Raw genomic sequence first — 18,545 nt, 5'->3', positions numbered from 1 at the left:
CCGCGGTGCGCATCGGGCGGGCCGGTTCGGACGGACGGGGGTTCGGACGGGTGCTCAGACCTCGATGTCGGCGATCACCCAGGTGGCGAACTCGCGCCAGAGGCCGGCCGCGGCCTGGTGGTCCGGGTGGGTGAGGTAGGCCTGGAGGGCGTCCCGGTCCTCGACCAGGCTGTTGATCGCGTAGTCGTACGCGATGTCGCGCTCGGTGGTGTTCCAGCCGCACTCCCACTCGCGCAGCTCGGGGATCACCGCGCCGAGCGCGTCGAAGGCCTTGGCGCCGGCGAGCACACGCTCTTCGTCCTTGCTGACGCCTTCGTTGAGCTTGAACAGGACCAGGTGGCGGATCACGATTGCCGCTCCTCGCGGACGGGGACAGAGGGTCCCGCTCACCGTAGCCGGTGCGCGGGGGCCGGCCGCCACCGGAAGGGGTGGGAGCCGTCCGTCACTTGATCAGACCGGTCATGAAGGTGCCGACCGCCTTGGCGGCGTTCGAGATCCCCTCGAACCCGAGCTGGACCAGCTCGGCGGAGCGGGAGGGCGAGGTGATGATCGAGTAGAGCACGAAGATGAGCAGGAGGGCCATGCCGATCTTCTTCGCCTGCGCCATCGGGTGACCTGCCTCCCAGCCGTGGGCCGCCGTCATCCGGTCCCCGAGCGGCCTGCAGGTGGCAGCTTATCCACCCGGACGGGCTATCAAGTGTGTGACGCGTTCGGCCGGCGGGACGAAGGTCCCCGTGAGTGGGGCCTTTCTCCGGGTGCCCCGTCGCGGGCCGGGCGGCAGGATGGAGGACGTACCGAGGATCTGGCAGGAATCCCCGGTGCGTGGATCCGGAGCTCCCCGCTGTGGGACCGGTCGCCGCGGCTTCCCCCCGACGCGGCGCCGGTTGTGGGACTCCGCCGGGGGAGCGGTCAGTCCCCCCGAGCCGCTCCCCCTCCAGGCTCCGTACGGACCGGGCACCGGTGGTCATCGGCCCGGGGTACGGAGCCGTTCTCTTCTCCCGTCCGGCGCCGGTCCCTTGCGCCGGGGCGGGACAAACGCCGAGGGCCCGTCCGGATCGGACGGGCCCTCGGGCTTCGAGCGGTAGCGGTGGGATTCGAACCCACGGTGGAGTTGCCCCCACACACGCTTTCGAGGCGTGCTCCTTTGGCCGCTCGGACACGCTACCGAGAGGAACTCTACCGGAGGGGTGGCGCAGTCACGAAATCCGTATCGCCGCGGCGGCCGGCGGGCCCTCAGCGGTGGGTGTCGAAGAAGGCGCGCAGTTGCTCGCCGCACTCCTCGGCGAGGACGCCCCAGATCACCTCGGGGCGGTGGTTGAGCCGGCGGTCGCGCATCACGTCGAAGAGCGAGCCGGCCGCGCCGGCCTTCTCGTCGAGGGCGCCGTAGACCACCCGGTCGATCCGGGACAGCACGATGGCGCCCGCGCACATGGTGCACGGCTCCAGCGTGACGACCAGCGTGCAGCCGCTCAGCCGCCATTCCCCGGTCTTCTCGGCCGCCTGCCGGATCGCGACCACCTCGGCGTGCGCGGTCGGGTCGCCGATCGCCTCGCGCTCGTTGTGGCCGCGTCCGATCACCTCGCCGTCCGGGTCCAGGACGAGCGCCCCGACCGGCACGTCCCCGGTGGCCGGCGCCAGCGCGGCCTCGGCCATGGCGAGGCGCATCGGCGCCGCCCAGCGGTCACGGACCGGGTCGGGGCGGACGGGGGCGGGCAGCGGGGGGAGGTGCGGGACGGTCAGCTGGGTGGATGCGGGCTGCATGGCATCCAGTGTCGGGCATCCGGTGGTGGACACCGGCATGACCGACCCCGCTACCGGACGGCCTCCAGGACCTCGCCGCAGCCGAGGGCCTCGGCGATCTCCTCCAGGGCGTCGCCCGGGACCGCGCCCTCGCCGCTGAGCGCGAGCAGCTCGTCGGAGGCGAGACCGAACTCCGTGAGCAGGTGGGCGTCGCCCAGCGGGCCGACCGGGACGCCGCCGCGCGCTTCGGCGTCCTCCTCGTCCTGCTCCTCGGCCTCCTCGGCCTCGTCCAGCAGGTGGTCCAGGTCGCCGAACTCGCTCTCGCCGGCCTGGTCGACCAGCTCGTCGGTGAGGACGGATCCGTAGGAGCTGCGGGCGGCCGCGGCGCCGTCCGACACGAAGATCCGCGGGTCCTCCTCGCCGTCCACGCGGACGATGGCGAACCAGGCGTCCTCCTGTTCGATGAAGATCAGGACGCTGTCGTCGTCCTGGGCGCAGTCGCGGGCCAGGTCGGCCAGATCGGCCAGGGTTTCGACGTCGTCGAGCTCCGTCTCGCTCACATCCCACCCGTCCTCGGTGCGAGCAAGCACTGCAGCGAAGTACGCCACCAGGGACACTCCCAAGATCATCGGTCTCGGCTGTCGGCGCGCACGGGCGACGCGGAAATCTGGCCGCCCCCGCGCCAGAGGCGGTCCGCTTGTTCGGACCGTCCCATCGGAATCGTGACAGAAAGCCCGCCCTCGCGGGGGGTGTTCGGCAGCGCGTCTTTGCAGGTCGTGTCGGAAGGACCGGGTGGCGGACGGTGAAGTCGGGCCGCGGCGGTCCGAAGCCGGTCGAAATTTGCTCCGAACGCCCGCCGGCGCCGCGCCGGGCCGTTTCCGGCTCCGTCGGGGTGCCCGACGGGCGTGCGTCAGGATCGTGTCGGGGCGGTGCGGGCCTCGCCCGGCGGATCTTCGCCGGGGCGGGTCAGATCCGGAAGGTTCGCATCCGCATCGCTTCGCGCATCCGCCGCTCCTTGGTCCGCCGGGGCTGCACCCGCTCGCGCAGCTCGCGGGCCTCGGTGAGCTCGCGCAGGAAGACGGCCCGCCGCCTGCGGCGCTCCGCCTCGGTCTCCGGGTGGTCGTGCGGCGGGCCCGGGCTCCGGCCCGCCCCGTCGACGGGCTCGTCCATCGAGCCGTCCCCGGCGTTCGGGTTGCTCGTCATAAGAGGTGACATTCCCAGAACGGCCCGGTTGATACCACAGGAGCCACTTCCGTCCGGACATCCGCCGCAGGTCACGGCGTGTCACGGAAACGTCACCCGGACCGGCGCCCGACTGGGGCACGGCGGGTCGTACACCCGTCCAGGACCGGGCTAACCTCGGTACATGCGTCTCCACGTCGTCGACCACCCCCTGGTCGCCCACAAGCTCTCCACCCTGCGCGACGAGCGCACCGACTCGCCGACCTTCCGTCGCCTGACCGACGAGCTGGTGACCCTCCTCGCCTACGAGGCCACCCGCGACGTCCGCACCGACGAGGTGGAGATCACCACGCCCGTCGCGGTCACGCTCGGTACCCGGCTCAGCTACCCGCGCCCGCTGGTGGTCCCGATCCTGCGGGCCGGCCTCGGCATGCTGGACGGGATGACCCGCCTGCTGCCGACCGCCGAGGTGGGCTTCCTCGGCATGGTCCGCAACGAGGAGACCCTGGAGGCCTCCACGTACGCGACCCGGATGCCGGACGACCTCTCCGGCCGCCAGGTCTACGTGCTCGACCCGATGCTGGCCACCGGCGGCACCCTGGTCGCCGCGATCAGGATGCTGATCGAGCGCGGCGCCACCGACGTCACCGCCGTGGTGCTGCTGGCCTCCCCCGAGGGCGTCGAGGTGATGCAGCGGGAGCTGGCGGACCTGCCGGTCACCGTGGTCACCGCCGCCCTGGACGAGCGGCTCAACGAGAACGGCTACATCGTCCCCGGCCTGGGCGACGCGGGCGACCGGCTGTACGGCACGGCCGGCTGAGCCCTCCCCGCCCGAACCACCGAACACCGAGAGCCCCCGGCAGCGCGTCCGCCGGGGGCTCTCGGTGTTCGTTCCGCGGCGGCTCAGCAGCTGCCGGTGGCGGTCGGGGTGGGGGAGGGCCTGGTGGCCAGGGCGAGGGCGGCGGCCGCCTGGGTCTCGTCCAGCAGGGCGTTGTAGCTGTCGCCGATGACGAAGTCCACGGTGGCGTCGGCGCGGGCGTCGGCGGTGACGGCGGCACCGGCGATCTGCGAGCCGACCAGGGTGCCCGCGCCGGCACCGGCCGGACCGGCGATCACCTGGGCGGTGCCGGGCACCTTCTTGTCCAGCTCGGCCGGGGCGTTGCCGACCTTGCCGATGACGAAGCCGCGCTTCTTGAACTCCTCCGCCGTCCGGCCGGCCAGACCGGCCTTGGTGGTGGCGTTGTAGATGTTCACGGTGACGGCCGAGGGCTGCGGGACGGCGTGCGGGTCGCCCTGGGCGGCGGCGGGCGCGTCGGCCCCCGGGGTGGCCCCCGGCGTCGGGGCGGCCAGCGCCTTGCCGGAGGGGGTCGCGCAGGCCTGGGCCGAGGCGTTCTTGTTCCTGCCGGTGAAGATGTCGTACAGCTGCACGCCGCCGAGCGCGATCAGGGCCAGGGCGAGCAGGCCGGCGAGCGCGGCGATCACCTTGCGGCTCTTCTTCGGAGGCCGGCCCAACCGCGGGTAGGTGTTGCCGGTGACGCGGTACTGCTTCCCCTTGAGGCCTCGGGGAGTCAACATGCTCACGGTTTGTCTCCCCCTCGTACCAGGGCGGGGTCGGGATGACGGATCGGCCGGGTGGGGCCTCCCCCGGTGCGGGCGGAATCCCCTGGTCGTGGCCGTAGTCAGCAGCGTAGTGCCGTACGGCTGAGAAGGTACTAAACGATCATCATCTGGCGTACCCCGGTACCCGAAAGGGGGTACCGGGGTACGCGCGGACCGCCCTCCGCCGGGTGGCGAGGGGGCGGTCCGGAATGCCCGTGGTGGTCCGACGGCCCGTGTGGAGGGGCCGTCACTCCATCTCGAGGACGCGGGCGTGCAGCACCTGGCGCTGCTGCAACGCGGCCCGGACGGCCCGGTGCAGGCCGTCCTCCAGGTAGAGGTCGCCGTGCCACTTCACCACGTGGGCGAAGAGGTCCCCGTAGAACGTGGAGTCCTCGGCCAGAAGGGTTTCGAGGTCGAGTTGACCCTTGGTGGTCACCAGCTGGTCGAGCCGCACCGGACGCGGGGCGACGTCAGCCCACTGGCGGGTGCTCGTCCGGCCGTGATCCGGGTACGGCCGCCCATTGCCGATGCGCTTGAAGATCACACGGAAAGCCTACCGTTTGGGCGGCGGATGGCGCAGCAGCCGCGACGCCGCCACGCGCGCCGGTGTGAACTGCGCATGGACGAATGCGGCTGTTTGATGGGAAATGTCGCGAACATCGCTCGATTCCGATCGGGTTACGCGCAGATGCCGAAGCGTTCCGAAGCGTTCCGATCCGCTCAGGAGTGTGCACCGATGTCCTCCGACCTCACCCCGCCGGCCGTACGGGAGATCGCCGACGGGTACGCCTTCACCGGTCCCGCCCTCGAACTCGGCGCCGTGCTGCTGGACGGCACCGCGTACCCGGACGCCCGGGTGCGCATCCCGCTGGGCGTGCTCAACCGGCACGGTCTGGTCGCCGGGGCCACCGGCACCGGGAAGACCAAGACCCTCCAGCTGATCGCCGAGCAGCTCTCCGGGCAGGGCGTGCCGGTGTTCCTGGCCGACGTCAAGGGGGACGTCTCCGGCGTCGCCGCGCCCGGGGCACCGGGCGAGCGGACCGCCGCCCGGGCCGCCGAGGTGGGGCAGCAGTGGGCGCCGCAGGGCTGCCCGGCCGAGTTCTACGCGCTCGGCGGGCAGGGCAGCGGCATCCCGATCCGGGCCACCGTCACCAGCTTCGGACCACTGCTGCTGGCCAAGGTGCTCGACCTGAACGAGACCCAGGAGTCCTCGCTCAGCCTGGTGTTCCACTACGCCGACGGCAAGGGCCTGGAGCTCTACGACCTCAAGGACCTCACCGCCGTGATCGCCTTCCTCGCCTCGCCCGAGGGCAAGGAGGAGCTGCGGACCATCGGCGGGCTCTCGGCGGCCACCGCCGGGGTGATCCTGCGCGCGCTCACCGTGCTGGAGAACGAGGGCGCCGGGGCGTTCTTCGGCGAGCCCGAGTTCGACACCGCCGAGCTGCTGCGGACCACCGCGGAGGGGAAGGGGGTGGTCTCGGTGCTGGAGCTGCCGGGGGTGCAGGACCGGCCGCGGCTGTTCTCCACCTTCCTGATGTGGCTGCTCGCCGACCTCTACCAGGAGCTGCCCGAGGTGGGCGACCTCGACAAGCCCGAGCTGGTGTTCTTCTTCGACGAGGCGCACCTGCTGTTCAAGGGCGCCTCCAAGGCCTTCCTGGAGGCGATCACCCAGACCGTGCGGCTGATCCGCTCCAAGGGCGTCGGCATCTTCTTCGTGACCCAGACGCCGCGGGACGTCCCGTCCGACGTGCTGGCGCAGCTGGGCAACCGGGTGCAGCACGCGCTGCGCGCCTTCACCCCGGACGACGCCAAGGCGCTCAAGGCCACCGTCTCGACCTTCCCGCGCTCCTCGTACGACCTCGGGGAGGTGCTGACCTCGCTGGGCACCGGCGAGGCCGTGGTCACCGTCCTCTCCGAGAAGGGTGCGCCGACGCCGGTCGCGGCGACCAGGCTGCGGGCGCCGCAGTCGCTGATGGGGCCGATCGAGGCGACGGCCCTGCGGGCGGCGGTGGACGCCTCGCCGCTGACGGCGCGCTACCGGGACGCGGTCGACCGGGAGTCGGCGTACGAGAAGCTGGCGGCGCGCGCCCCCCGGCCGGAGGCGGCGCCCACCGGGCCGGAACCGGCGGATCGGCCAGCGCCGTCCCCGCCACGGCGGGAGGAGCCCAAGGGGGCGGGCGGGCTGCTCGGGTCGCTGCTGAGCAACCCGACCGTGAAGTCCTTCGCGCGCTCGGCCGGCAAGCAGCTCGGGCAGGAGATCTCGCGCAGCCTGTTCGGGACGTCCAAGCGGCGGCGCTGAGCGGCCGGCCGGGGAACGCGCTGGGCGCTCAGCCGGAGAGCGCGGCGCCGATCCGGTCCAGGGAGGACAGCCGCATCAGGCCGTAGTTGTAGAACTCCACCTCGGGGACGCCGAGTTCGCGCAGGGTGGCGATCTTGGCGGCGAGGTTCTCCGGACCGTCGCAGTCGGAGGACATCGGACGCAGGATCACCGCCATGGACCGCGGGCGGACGCCGTGCAGGGCGAAGGCGGCGATCTTCTCCCGGACCGCCTCCGGGGTCCTCGCGTAGCCGAGGGTCTCGATCTGGTCGGTGACCTGTGCGAGGGCCGGGAGGTCGATGCCGGAGAGCCAGCCCGTGCCCGGGCCGCCGCCGTCCATGAAGCTCAGCCGCATGCCGTGCTGGCGGGCCTGCTCGGTGAGTTCGGCGGCCAGCGAGGTGACGGTGGCGGCGGAGGCGTCCACGTAGGCGGCGAAGGCGCCGCCGGCGAGGGCGCTCAGGTCGGCGGGCTCGGCGGCCGCGGACTCGTCGGCCAGCCGGCGGCGCAGCTCGGCGCGGACCGCCTCGGCCACCTCCTCGGCGGGGACGCCGGCGCCGGTGGCGGCGGCGCGGCAGTGCGGGCAGAAGCAGACCCCGAGCAGGGCCTCGGCGGTCGGGCCCAGCTCCTCGAAGTAGCGCTCGTGGTGGTAGCCGTGGCGCAGGCCGTGGAAGTGCAGGGACTCGGCGCGGACCGCGTCCACGCCGTACCGGGCCAGTTCGGCGACCAGGGTCAGTGCGTACTCCCGGACCTCCGGGTTCGCCGGGCAGAGCTCGGTGAGGTGGCGGTCGCCGAAGGCGTTGGCCGGGGCGCAGTCGGGGTGGGCGAAGCCGAGCCGGTCGTTGTGGCAGAAGACCGTCCAGGCGTGCAGCTTCAGGCCGCGGCGGCGGGCCTCCTCGGCGGCCTCCGCGAAGGGGTCGCGCCCGCCCAGCGCGGTGGACGGGACGGGTGCGAGGCGGCGGCCCAGCCAGCGGACCGGGTCGGGGCGGAAGTAGGCCGCGCCCGGTTCCAGGTAGCGGACCACCCGGCGGGGGTTGTGCGGGAAGACGTCGCGGGCCTGGTGGTAGACCGAGGCGAGGGTGACGCCGCCGACCCCGGCGCGGTCGGCGAGGTTGCCGAAGAAGGTGTCGGCGCCCTCGTCGAGCAGGTCGGTGGCGAAGGCGAGGACGGACGACTCCACGGTGCGGCTCCGGAGCTGGGGGAGGGTGAGCCGTCCACGCTAGCCGCAGGGGTGGGACTGGTCTATACCTGAGGCCCCGGACGGCCTCACAGGCCGAGCTCGTCCAGCTGCTTGAGCAGGGCGGATCCGGGGCTGTCCGGGGCGGCCTGCTGCTTCGCGGCCGACCGCGGGCCCTGCTGGGCCTCCGGTCGGTCGCGCAGCAGGACGGCGGCGGCCAGTCCGCCGATCAGCCCGCCGAGGTGGCCCAGCCAGCTGACGCCCGGGGTGACCGGCAGCACCCCGATCAGGATGGTCGAGTAGAGCACCGCGATGACGATGCCGACCACCGCGTCCAGCACGTTGCGGTCCAGGACCCCGCGCAGCACCACGTAGCCCAGATAGCCGTAGACCATGCCGCTCGCGCCGGCCGTCACGGTGTTCGGGCTCTCCAACAGCCAGACCAGCAGCCCGCCGGACACCGCGATCACCAGGCTGGCCAGCAGGAACTTCTTCATGCCGCGGTAGGCGGACAGGAAGCCGAGCACGAACAGCGGCCAGGAGTTGGCCTCGATGTGGCTCCAACTGAAGTGCAGGAACGGCGAGGTGAACATCTCCGGCAGATCGCCCACCTGCTCCGAGCGCAGGCCGAAATCCCGCGAAAGCCCGTAGTCGTCCAGCCAGTTGAGCACCTGCACGGACCAGATGACGGCCTGGAGGCCGAGCATGGTGAACAGCGCGCGGCGGGAGTCGGCGAACAGCTGGGCGAATTTGGCGGCCATGCCTCCGACTGTAGGGGCGCCGGGAGCGTGCGTGCACCCCATTACAGTGACCCGTGTCATCCCGTCCGTGAGAGGTGGTCACCCCATGAGCAAGCGCGCGCCGCTGCCGTACGAGTTCCTGCCGCAGGTGCCGTCGTTCCCGCTGAGCAGCCAGGACGTCACCGAAGGCGGCACGCTGGGCCAGGAGTTCATCCACGGCGGCGGCAACCTGTCGCCGCAGCTGGCCTGGTCGGGCCTGCCGGAGGGCACCCGGAGCATCGCGGTCACCTGCTACGACCCGGACGCGCCGACCGGCTCCGGCTGGTGGCACTGGCTCGCCCTCGGCCTGCCCGCCGACACCACCGAACTGCCGCGCGGCGCCGGCTCCTCGGACGCCACCCTGCCCGGCGACGCCTCCTTCCACGGCCGCAACGACTTCCCGGGCAACCGGTACGACGGCGCCGCGCCGCCGCCCGGCGCCCCGCACCGCTACGTCTTCGCGGTGCACGCGCTGGACGTCGAGAAGCTGGACGTCGCCGCCGACACCCCGCCCGCCCAGGTGGGCTTCCACCTCACCTTCCACACCCTGGGCCGGGCGCTGCTGACCGCCGAGTACGGGGTCTGAGCGTTGGCGACATCCGACCGTCCGGTCGAGGTCTGGCGGCTGCCCGACGAGGAGTGGAAGGCCGGCCGCCGGGCCCTGACCTGGACGGTCGGGCCGGACGGGGAACTGGCCGTCCTGGTGGTGCCGGAACAGTACGTGGCACCAGCCGGGTCGTGGCCGGAGGTCCGCTACCCGTACGACGCCGAGGTGGTCGTGATCGGCCCCCGCGGGGAGTGGCGGGTGCCGCTGTCCGGGGTCGACCGCTCGCCGGACCACCTGGCGCTGCTGCCGGGCGGCCGGCTGCTGCTGGTGGAGATCCGGGCCGAGCAGGACGGGGACGAGTGGCTGCCCAACGGCTACGTGTACGGCCCCGACGGGACCCCGGGCCGGGAGCTGCACCTCGGTGACGACATGCCCGTGCTGGTGACCGACCGGGCCGGCCGGATCTGGATGGCCTACGGGGACGAGGGCATCTACGGCGACCACCCGATGGCCGCCGCCGGGCTGCGGGCCGCCGACACCCACGGCCGGATGGTGTGGAGCCCCGACCACCGGAAACTGCCCGGCTACCCGCTGGAGGGCCTGGCCGGCGCGACCGAGGGCGGCAGCACCTGGCTGGCCTGGTACCCGAGCTCCTCGGGCAGCTACCTCACCCGGATCGAAGCGGCCGACGGGGCTTCGACCACGGTGCCGTGCCCGGTCCGGCAGCCGGTCGGCTTCGCGGTCCGCGCCAGGGAGGGCGTCTTCCTCTCCCACGGCGGGGATCTGACCTGGCACCTGCTGGTCGGCAAGCAGTGGAAGCAGACCGGGAAGCGCAGGCCGGACGTGCCCGGCGAGCTCGACCGGCGCCGCGCGTACGGCCGGGACGGCGTGCTCTGGTTCCGTTCGGGGAACGGCTGGTACCGGGTGGCGGCCTGAGCCGGAGGGCTACGGCCGACCCGCCGCACGGGCGGCGCGGGTCGGGGAGCTACGGCCGACCCGCCGCACGGGCGGCGCGGGACGGCTACGGCTGATCCGCCGCGTGGGCGGCGCGGGCCGCGAGTCCTCTCAGGTGCTCGCGCAGCGCGGGCGGCTCGTGCACCTCGAAGGCGCAGCCCAGCGAGAGCAGCCGCATCGCCGTCCACTCCAGGGAGTCGGTGCGGGAGCGGAGCCGGCAGCTGTGCTCGTCGATCGGCTCGACCTCGGAGTCGCCCGGCCGGAGCCTGTGGCGGACCAGCTCGGCCGGGGCGTGCACGGTGGCGACGACGGTGCCGCTCGGTGACGGGCGGCGCAGCTTGCCCGCCACGTACGCGGCGGCGTCCTCGGCGGGGAGCGGGCGCGGGGTGAAGCGGACGCCGGTGGCGGCCGGGTCGTTCAGCCGGTCGACCCGGAAGAGCCGCCAGTCCTCGCGGTCCAGGTCGTAGCCGACCAGGTACCAGCGGCGGCCGACCGAGACCAGCCGCTCGGGCTCGACCTGCCGCCTGGTCTCGGCGCCGTCGTACGCCCGGTAGCCGAAGCGCAGCCGCTCCCGGGCGGTGACGGCGCGGGCGAGCACGGTGAGGTCCTCCGGGTCGACGGTCGGGCCGTCCCCGGTGAGCAGCGGCACGGTGGCGGAGTTGAGCGTCCCGACCCGCTGCCGCAGCCGGCCCGGCAGCACCTGGAGCAGCTTGCCGAGCGCCCGTACCGAGGCCTCCTCGATGCCGACCACGGCGTGGCCGGCCGCGGCGCGCAGCCCGACCGCGATGGCCACCGCCTCCTCGTCGTCCAGCAGCAGCGGGGGCATCGCCGTGCCCGCGACCAGCCGGTACCCGCCGTCCGCGCCCATGCTGGCCCGCACCGGGTAGCCGAGCTCGCGCAGCCGGTCGATGTCGCGCCGGATGGTGCGGGGGCTGACGCCGAGCCGCTCGGCGAGCTCGCTGCCGGGCCACTCGCGCGGGGTCTGCAGCAGGGACAGGAGGCTCAGCAGCCGGGCCGGGGTGTCACTCATGCCCCCAGCATGCCCGACCAACTGGGACAGGTTCTGACCTACATGGCGGCTACCGTTCTGGTGTGCAGACGGAAGAGAAGTCGAGGAGTACCGCAATGAGTGCCGCGGCAGCGGACCGGCGGAGGTGGATCGCGCTGACGATCGTGATGGTGGCCTCCTTCATGGACCTGGTGGACGTCACCATCGTCAACATCGCCATCCCGAGCATCCAGCAGGACACCGGTGCCTCCTTCAGCGCCATCCAGTGGGTCACCGGCGGCTACGCGCTCGCCTTCGCGATCGGGCTGATCACCGGCGGCCGGCTGGGCGACATCCACGGCCGCAAGCGGGTGTTCCTGATCGGGATCGGCGGCTTCACGCTGGCCTCGGCGCTGTGCGGGCTGGCCTCCGGCCCGGAGATGCTGGTCGCGACCCGACTGCTCCAGGGCGGGACGGCGGCGCTGATGGTGCCGCAGGTGCTGTCGATCATCCACGCGACCTTCCCGGCGGAGGAGCGCGGCAAGGTGTTCGGGCTGTTCGGCGCGGTGGTCGGGCTGGGCGCGGTCTCCGGTCCGATGATTGGTGCGCTGCTCACCGAGTGGGACCTGTTCGGTCTGGCTTGGCGGCCGATCTTCCTGATCAACCTGCCGGTCGGCATCGCCGGACTGCTGCTCGGCCGCCGCTTCATCGACGAGTCGAAGTCCGACCAGGCGCTGAAGCTGGACCTGGCGGGCGTGGCGCTGGCCAGCCTCGGCCTGCTGATGCTGATCTACCCGCTGACGCACGGCCGGGAGGCCGGCTGGCCGCTGTGGGGCCACCTGTCGATGGCCGGGAGCCTGCCGGTGTTCGCGCTGTTCGTGGCGTACGAGCGGGTCAAGACGCGGCGGGACGGCTCGCCGCTGGTGGAGCTGTCGCTGTTCCGGGTGAAGTCCTTCGCGGCCGGGATCTGCGTGCAGCTGGCCTTCGGCGTGGCGCTCGGCATCTTCTTCCTGGTCTGGACCCTCTACATGCAGGTGGGGCTGGGCTGGAGCCCGCTCAAGGCCGGCGCGACCGGCATCCCGTTCTCGATCGCGGTCTCCACGGCGGCCGGACTGTCGGTGCAGAAGCTGGTGCCGCGGTTCGGACGGAAGGTGCTGCAGACCGGTGCGCTGGTGATGGCGGCGGGCGTGCTCGCCTACATCTGGGAGGCGGACTGGTACGGGACGGCGATCACGGCCTGGCAGATGGCGCTGCCGCTGGTGGTGATGGGTCTCGGGATGGGGCTGATCGTCGCGCCGATCACCGACGCGGTGCTGGCGGAGGTGCCGCGCGAGCACGCCGGTTCGGCGTCCGGGCTGATCAACACCGTGCAGCAGGTGGGCAACGCGCTCGGGCTCGGCCTGGTGTCGGTGGCCTTCTTCGGGGCGATGGACGACGTGATCGCGCCGGAGGCGGTCGGGACGGCGTTCGGCGGGGCCTTCGTGCACGCGATGTGGTGGGTGGCCGGGGTGCTGCTCGCGGTCTTCCTGCTGATGTTCGCGCTGCCGCGGCGGCGCAAGGCGGCCGGGGCCGTGGCCGGCTCCACCGTGGAGAAGCAGGAGCCGGTCCTGATCTGACGGAGCGCTCCGGTTCGCGGGCCCTGTTCACGGGTCCCGTTCGGGGGCACTGTTCACGGGTCCTGTCCGCGGGCCCCGGTCGCGCGGCGCGGCCGGGGCCCGCGTCGCGCTCTGGGAAGGAGGCCCGGCCCGGCGCTGCTCGGCCGGGTGGGTCGGCTGTCCGTCGGGGGCGGATCGGCGGTCGGTCAGCGCACGCCGGTCGGGGCGGGGGCGACGGCCGTACGGGTGGTGGTGCGCGGCTTGGCGGCGGCCTTGGCCTCCTTCGCGGCGCGCTTCATCTCCTGCTTGAACTCCCGCACCAGGGTGAGGGATTCGGGACCGGTGATGTCGGCGACGGAGCGGTGCGCGCCCTCCTCGCCGTACACCCCGGCCGCCTCGCGCCAGCCCTCCGGCCGTACCCCGTACTGCTTGCCGAGCAGGGCCAGGAAGATCTGCGACTTCTGCTTGCCGAAGCCGGGCAGGGCGTTGAGCCGGCTGAGCAGCTCCTTGCCGGTGCGGACGTTCTTCCAGAGCGCGGCGGCGTCGCCGTCGTACTGCGCGACGAGGAACTGGCAGAGCTGCTGCACCCGTTTGGCCATCGCGGCCGGGTAGCGGTGGACGGCGGGCTTCGCGGAGAGGAGCGCGACGAACTCCTCCGGGTTGTAGGTGGCGATCTCGTGGGCGTCCAGGTCGTCGTGGCCGAGGCGCTGGGCGATGGTCAGCGGGCCGGTGAACGCCCACTCCATCGGGACCTGCTGGTCCAGCAGCATGCCGACGAGCGCGGCGAGCGCACTCCGTCCGAGCAGTTCGTCGGCCTCGGGCTGTTGTGCGAGCCGAACGGTGACGTTCACGGGCTTGCCCTCCTCGGAGTTGACGTCTGGTCGGCGCCCAGTCTGGTGGACGCGGCGTTGGCGTACCCGGTCAACACGCCCGTAGCCGGGGAAGTCGTGTCTGTTCAAGGCCTTGGCAGAGCTGCATTGTTCGTTGGCGGAGCGGTTTCCGGGCGTGGCGGCTGGGCCGGACGGACAATTTTTTGCCCGCGCCTGTCACATCCGGAGGGCGCCCCGGGTCAGGGGAGTGTCGAACCGAACAGCCGTCGAATGGGAGCACTCCAATGTCCGTCGCCCACACCGTCGTCACCGTCCTCGGCGCCCTCATGGTCGGCTTCTCGGCCTACTCGGTCTTCGCCGGCGCCGAGTACGTCGTGAAGCCCCTCGCCGACTACGGCGTCCCGCGCGGCTGGTGGACCTGGCTCGGCGTCGCCAAGGCGGCCGGCGCCCTCGGCCTGCTGGCCGGCCTCGCCGTCCCGGCCGTCGGCTACGCGGCCGCGGTCGGCGTGATCCTCTACTTCCTCGGTGCCGTGATCACCGTCCTCCGCGCCCGCGCCTACGCCCACGTCCCCTTCCCCCTCGTCTACTTGGCGCCCGCCGCCGCCTCCCTCGTCCTCGCCCTCGCGGCCTGAGCCCGGGCTCGCCCGAGGGGCGCGCGAGGGGGCGTGTTGGGCGGGGGAGGGCGCTCGGCTGGGTGGGTGGTTTGGAATGGGGGTTGCGAGTCATTTCATATGACTATTTCGGTTGTGTCGGTGAGGCGAGCTGACGGCGGGTCATTCTTGGTCCAATCGACGCGTCCAGAAAGGCTCGCCCGCCGTGACCCAGCCGTTCGAACTGCCGTCCTTCTACGTGCCGCACCCGGCACGCCTCAACCCCCATCTGGACGAGGCGCGGGCCCATTCCACCGCGTGGGCCCGGGAGATGGGGATGCTGGAGGGTTCCGGAATCTGGGATCAGGCCGACCTGGAGGCCCACGACTACGGACTGCTCTGCGCGTACACCCACCCCGACGCCTCCGCCGAGGCGCTGTCGCTGGTCACCGACTGGTACGTGTGGGTCTTCTTCTTCGACGACCACTTCCTCGACATGTTCAAGCGCACCAACGACCGCGAGGCGGGCAAGGCCCACCTCGACCGGCTGCCGCTCTTCATGCCGGCCGACCCGGCCGCCGAGCTGCCCGAGCCGGAGAACCCGGTCGAGGCCGGCCTGGCCGATCTGTGGCGGCGCACCGTGCCGGCGATGGGCGAGGACTGGCGGATCCGGTTCGCCGAGAGCACCCGGAACCTGCTCGACGAGTCGCTGTGGGAACTCGCCAACATCAACGAGGGCCGGGTGGCCAACCCGGTCGAGTACATCGAGATGCGCCGCAAGGTCGGCGGCGCGCCCTGGTCCGCGCAGCTGGTCGAGTACGCGGCCGACGCCGAGGTGCCGAAGGAGGTGTCGGGCTCGCGGGCGCTGCGGGTGCTGATGGACGCCTTCTCCGACGGGGTGCACCTGCGCAACGACATCTTCTCGTACCAGCGGGAGGTGGAGGACGAGGGTGAGCTGAGCAACGGCATCCTGGTGCTGGAGCGGTTCCTGGAGTGCTCCACCCAGGAGGCCGCGGAGGCGGTCAACGACCTGCTCACCTCGCGGCTCCAGCAGTTCGAGAACACCGTGTTCACCGAACTGCCGGTGCTGTTCGCGGAGACCGGGCTCGACCCGGCCGGCCGCGCCCGGGTGATGGCGTACGTCAAGGGCCTGCAGGACTGGCAGGCCGGCGGGCACGAGTGGCACCTGCGGTCCAGTCGGTACATGAACGGCGGTGGGGCGGCGGCGGGTTCGGGCCGCGCCGGCGGTGCGGGCGGCGGGGTGGCGCCGGGCTCGGGCGGTGGGACGGCGGGCCTTCCGGGGCTGTCGGGCCTGTCGGGCCTGCCCGGCTTGTCGGGCGCGTCCGGGGGCGGCAACTGGTGGGACCAGTATGCGATCGGCGGCATCGGCACCTCGGCGCTGGACATCCTGCGCAAGGGAGCCGCCGGTGCGGAGCCGGCCGCGCCACCGGCGGCCGAGGAGGCGGTGGGCCCGGCCGCGCGGCGGGCGCGGTCGCACGGCCACGTGCCGTACCAGGCCGTCGGGCCGTCCCTGCTGCCCGAGTTCCGGCTGCCGTACGACCGCAGGCTGAGCCCGCACCTGGACGGGGCCCGGGAACGGGTGATCGAGTGGGCCGGGCGGATGGGACTGCTGACGCAGGAGCCGGGCGTCCTCGCCTCCGGCATCTGGGACGCCGAGTCGATGCGCGACTACGACCTGCCGCTCTGCGCGGCCGGCATCCACCCGGACGCCACGGCCGACCAACTCGACATCGATTCGGCCTGGTTGGCCTGGGGCACCTGGGCCGACGACTACTACCCCCGGGCCTTCGGGCACACCCGCGACCTCGGCGGCGCCAAGGCCGCCAACGCCCGGCTGTCGCTGTTCATGCCGGTGGACGGCGCCCCCGCACCGGAGCCCGCCAACGCACTGGAGCGCGGCCTCGCCGACATCTGGGAGCGCACCACCCGTCCGATGGACGTCGAGGCCAGGCACCGTTTCCGGGTGGCGGTCGAGACGATGACGGACAGTTGGATCTGGGAGCTGAGCAACCAGATCCAGAACCGGATCCCGGACCCGGTGGACTACCTGGAGATGCGCCGTTCCACCTTCGGCTCCGAGCTCACCACGAGCCTCTCCCGCCTCGGCCACGGGAAGACCGTGCCGCAGGAGGTGTACGACCACGGCTCGATGCGCGCGCTGGAGAACTCCGCGATGGACTACGCGTGCATGATGAACGACCTCTTCTCGTACCAGAAGGAGGTCGAGTACGAGGGCGAGCTGCACAACGTCGTCCTGGTGGTGCAGAACTTCTTCAACTGCGGCTACGACGCGGCGGTCCGGATCGTCGACGACCTGATGCACTCGCGACTGGACCAGTTCCAGCACGTCGCGCAGAAGGAACTCCCGGTCATGTACGAGGACTTCGGGCTGGAGCCGGCGGCCAGGGAGCTGCTCGACGGATACGTGGTGGAGCTGGAGAACTGGCTCGCGGGCATCCTGGGTTGGCACGAGGGCTGTCTCCGGTACGGCCCGGCCGATCTGGAGCGGCACTTCGGCGCCGGACGGGACCTGGCGGAGGCCTCGCAGGCCCGGCGGACGGCCACGGCGGCGACTGCCGAGGCGCCGACGGCCCCCGCAGGGCCGGAGACCTCGGCCGGCGCGGGTTCGGCCGGCCGGGTGCCGCTCGGCCCGACCGGCCTGGGGACGACCTCGCTGCGCCTGTCGTCGGGCGGCTGACGCCGAAGGGACGCACCCGTGCGGGCCATCCCGCGCGGGTGCGCCGCGTCGTGGCTAGGCTGGCGAAGCGGGGGCCGGCGTGCGCCCTCCGGCGCGCGCACTTCGCCACACACGAGGGCAGAGAGATGGCTGCGCTACCTGAGGGCACACCCTGTTGGGCCGACGCGATGTTCACCGACCTGGAGGGCGCCAAGGCCTTCTACGCTGACGTGCTGGGCTGGACCTTCGGCGAGAGCTCGTCGGAGTTCGGCAACTACACCCAGGCGTACTCGGACGGGAAGGCGGTCGCCGCGATCGTGCCGCCGATGCCGGGCGCGGAGGCCCAGTCCGCCTGGTGCCTGTACCTGGCCTCGCCGGACGCCGCCGCCACCGCGGAGCGGATCCGCGCCAACGGCGGCGAGGTGGTCATGGGGCCGATGCGGATCGGTGACTTCGGCACGATGGTGATCGCCAAGGACCCGGCCGGGGTGGTGTTCGGCGTCTGGCAGGCCGGTCGGCACGAGGGCTTCGAGAAGCAGGGCGAGCCCGGCGCCTACACCTGGGCCGAGCTGGTGACCCGCGAGCCCGCGAAGGCCGACGCCTTCTTCCCGGCGGTCTTCCCGTACGGCGTGAAGAAGATGGAGGGCGGGGAGTTCGACTACCGGATGTTCCGGGTCGGCGATCGGATCGTGCTGGGCCGGATGGGAGCGGAGGGCGACTTCCTGCCGCCCGAGGCGCCCTCGTACATCAGCGTCTACTTCGCGGTCGACGACACCGACGCCGCGATCGGCCGGCTGACGGCGCGCGGCGGCAAGGTGTACTTCGGGCCGATGGACAGCCCGTTCGGCCGGTTCGCGGCGGTCGGTGACCCGCAGGGTGCGGCCTTCGGGCTGATCGACATCGGGCGGACGGTCGGCGAGCAGCCGAAGACGGAGGACGTCTGATGGGGTGGCGTGACCAAGGGGCCATGAGGTCGGAGCGGGTGGGGTCGGATCGGGTGCGGACGGCTCATGGGTGAGCGCGAGGACCTCGTCGAGACGCTGGACAAGCACCGCGACCTGCTGCGGCGCACCGTCCGGGACCTCAACGACGCGCAGGCGGCCGAGCGCACCACGGTCAGCGAGCTGTGCCTCGGCGGCCTGATCAAGCACGTGGCGGCGGTCGAGGCGCGCTGGGCGCGGTTCATGACCGGCGGCGCGGAGGCCATGCGGGGCCGGCAGGGGCAGCACGGTAGCGACGACGCGGACGCCTGGGCGGCCCAGTTCCGGATGATGGAGGGCGACACGCTGGCCGGGCTGCTCGCCGAGTACGAGCGGGTGGCGCGCGGGACGGACGAGCTGATCCGGGCCCTGCCCGACCTCGACCTCGCCCATGAGCTGCCGCCGGCCCCCTGGTTCCCGCCGGGCACGGCCTGGTCGGCCCGGCGGGTGCTGCTGCACGTGATCGCCGAGACCGCGCAGCACGCCGGGCATGCGGACATCATCCGGGAGTCGCTGGACGGGGCGAAGTCGATGGGCTGAGCGGAGTCGATGAGCGGCTGAGCGGGGTCGAT

At 72.7% G+C, this 18,545-nt stretch carries 20 protein-coding genes and 1 tRNA gene; 9 read left to right on the top strand and 12 right to left on the bottom strand.

The annotated features are described in order from the left end of the window. Positions 1-54: 54 nt before the first annotated feature. The 6 genes from ABZ449_RS28255 to ABZ449_RS28230 form a co-directional block, all read right to left on the bottom strand. On the bottom strand, positions 55-348 hold the full coding sequence (locus ABZ449_RS28255) for a Dabb family protein (protein WP_360351558.1): 294 nt from the start codon (positions 346-348) through the stop codon (positions 55-57). Between the two features lie 94 nt (positions 349-442). Next, on the bottom strand, positions 443-643 hold the full coding sequence (locus ABZ449_RS28250) for a hypothetical protein (protein WP_360351613.1): 201 nt from the start codon (positions 641-643) through the stop codon (positions 443-445). Positions 644-1,079: 436 nt separating this feature from the next. Then, a tRNA-Ser gene (locus ABZ449_RS28245) sits at positions 1,080-1,166 on the bottom strand. Between the two features lie 67 nt (positions 1,167-1,233). Then, the gene (tadA, locus tag ABZ449_RS28240) at positions 1,234-1,761 is read right to left on the bottom strand and encodes a tRNA adenosine(34) deaminase TadA (RefSeq protein ID WP_360351555.1); all 528 of its coding nucleotides are present in this window, start codon (positions 1,759-1,761) and stop codon (positions 1,234-1,236) included. 50 nt (positions 1,762-1,811) lie between these two features. Then, the gene (locus ABZ449_RS28235; RefSeq protein WP_360351553.1) at positions 1,812-2,369 is read right to left on the bottom strand and encodes a tRNA adenosine deaminase-associated protein; all 558 of its coding nucleotides are present in this window, start codon (positions 2,367-2,369) and stop codon (positions 1,812-1,814) included. 337 nt (positions 2,370-2,706) lie between these two features. Beyond that, positions 2,707-2,910 (bottom strand): hypothetical protein, encoded by a 204-nt coding sequence (locus ABZ449_RS28230; protein WP_360351610.1) that lies wholly within the window; start codon positions 2,908-2,910, stop codon positions 2,707-2,709. A 196-nt stretch (positions 2,911-3,106) separates the two neighbouring features. Between ABZ449_RS28230 and upp the strand changes: the two genes are divergently transcribed. Next, positions 3,107-3,742 (top strand): uracil phosphoribosyltransferase, encoded by a 636-nt coding sequence (gene upp, locus ABZ449_RS28225; RefSeq protein ID WP_360351550.1) that lies wholly within the window; start codon positions 3,107-3,109, stop codon positions 3,740-3,742. Positions 3,743-3,825: 83 nt separating this feature from the next. Here upp and ABZ449_RS28220 read toward each other — a convergent pair whose 3' ends face one another. Next, complete coding sequence (locus tag ABZ449_RS28220; protein WP_360351607.1) at positions 3,826-4,497, bottom strand: LytR C-terminal domain-containing protein; 672 nt, start codon at positions 4,495-4,497, stop codon at positions 3,826-3,828. Positions 4,498-4,768: 271 nt separating this feature from the next. Continuing rightward, positions 4,769-5,065 (bottom strand): type II toxin-antitoxin system VapB family antitoxin, encoded by a 297-nt coding sequence (locus ABZ449_RS28215; protein WP_030061387.1) that lies wholly within the window; start codon positions 5,063-5,065, stop codon positions 4,769-4,771. 192 nt (positions 5,066-5,257) lie between these two features. Here ABZ449_RS28215 and ABZ449_RS28210 point away from each other — a divergent pair, with 192 nt between their 5' ends. Beyond that, complete coding sequence (locus ABZ449_RS28210) at positions 5,258-6,820, top strand: helicase HerA-like domain-containing protein (protein ID WP_360351548.1); 1,563 nt, start codon at positions 5,258-5,260, stop codon at positions 6,818-6,820. Positions 6,821-6,848: 28 nt separating this feature from the next. Here ABZ449_RS28210 and ABZ449_RS28205 read toward each other — a convergent pair whose 3' ends face one another. Continuing rightward, positions 6,849-8,015 (bottom strand): hypothetical protein, encoded by a 1,167-nt coding sequence (locus ABZ449_RS28205; protein ID WP_360351545.1) that lies wholly within the window; start codon positions 8,013-8,015, stop codon positions 6,849-6,851. A gap of 86 nt (positions 8,016-8,101) precedes the next feature. Then, complete coding sequence (locus tag ABZ449_RS28200) at positions 8,102-8,773, bottom strand: rhomboid family intramembrane serine protease (RefSeq protein WP_360351542.1); 672 nt, start codon at positions 8,771-8,773, stop codon at positions 8,102-8,104. Between the two features lie 85 nt (positions 8,774-8,858). Between ABZ449_RS28200 and ABZ449_RS28195 the strand changes: the two genes are divergently transcribed. Next, complete coding sequence (locus tag ABZ449_RS28195) at positions 8,859-9,377, top strand: YbhB/YbcL family Raf kinase inhibitor-like protein (RefSeq protein ID WP_360351539.1); 519 nt, start codon at positions 8,859-8,861, stop codon at positions 9,375-9,377. Between the two features lie 3 nt (positions 9,378-9,380). Then, positions 9,381-10,274, top strand: a complete 894-nt coding sequence (locus ABZ449_RS28190; protein ID WP_360351537.1) for a hypothetical protein — start codon at positions 9,381-9,383, stop codon at positions 10,272-10,274. 85 nt (positions 10,275-10,359) lie between these two features. Here the strand turns inward: ABZ449_RS28190 and ABZ449_RS28185 are convergent, their stop codons facing one another. After that, a complete protein-coding gene (locus ABZ449_RS28185; protein ID WP_360351534.1) occupies positions 10,360-11,322 on the bottom strand; it encodes a YafY family protein in 963 nt (320 codons plus the stop codon). A gap of 95 nt (positions 11,323-11,417) precedes the next feature. On the opposite strand from ABZ449_RS28185, the gene ABZ449_RS28180 reads away from it, so the two are divergent. Then, entirely contained in the window at positions 11,418-12,896 is a 1,479-nt protein-coding gene (locus ABZ449_RS28180; RefSeq protein ID WP_360351531.1) for an MFS transporter, read from the top strand. Between the two features lie 185 nt (positions 12,897-13,081). Here the strand turns inward: ABZ449_RS28180 and ABZ449_RS28175 are convergent, their stop codons facing one another. Continuing rightward, the gene (locus ABZ449_RS28175; RefSeq protein WP_360351529.1) at positions 13,082-13,726 is read right to left on the bottom strand and encodes an HhH-GPD-type base excision DNA repair protein; all 645 of its coding nucleotides are present in this window, start codon (positions 13,724-13,726) and stop codon (positions 13,082-13,084) included. Between the two features lie 263 nt (positions 13,727-13,989). Between ABZ449_RS28175 and ABZ449_RS28170 the strand changes: the two genes are divergently transcribed. The 4 genes from ABZ449_RS28170 (at position 13,990) to ABZ449_RS28155 (ending at position 18,513) form a co-directional block, all read left to right on the top strand. Continuing rightward, complete coding sequence (locus ABZ449_RS28170; protein WP_360351526.1) at positions 13,990-14,337, top strand: DoxX family protein; 348 nt, start codon at positions 13,990-13,992, stop codon at positions 14,335-14,337. Positions 14,338-14,521: 184 nt separating this feature from the next. Next, positions 14,522-17,014, top strand: coding sequence for a terpene synthase family protein (locus tag ABZ449_RS28165; protein ID WP_360351523.1), 2,493 nt, complete (start codon positions 14,522-14,524; stop codon positions 17,012-17,014). 125 nt (positions 17,015-17,139) lie between these two features. Continuing rightward, a complete protein-coding gene (locus tag ABZ449_RS28160) occupies positions 17,140-17,937 on the top strand; it encodes a VOC family protein (RefSeq protein ID WP_360351520.1) in 798 nt (265 codons plus the stop codon). A 66-nt stretch (positions 17,938-18,003) separates the two neighbouring features. Next, complete coding sequence (locus ABZ449_RS28155) at positions 18,004-18,513, top strand: DinB family protein (protein WP_360351517.1); 510 nt, start codon at positions 18,004-18,006, stop codon at positions 18,511-18,513. Positions 18,514-18,545 lie beyond the last annotated feature (32 nt).

Origin of the sequence: Kitasatospora sp. NPDC005856, from assembly GCF_040629945.1 — a bacterium.
In the GTDB taxonomy this organism is placed as follows: Bacteria; Actinomycetota; Actinomycetes; order Streptomycetales; family Streptomycetaceae; genus Kitasatospora.
Note: the sequence above shows the minus strand (reverse complement) of the source record. Positions and strands in the feature narration are given on the sequence as shown.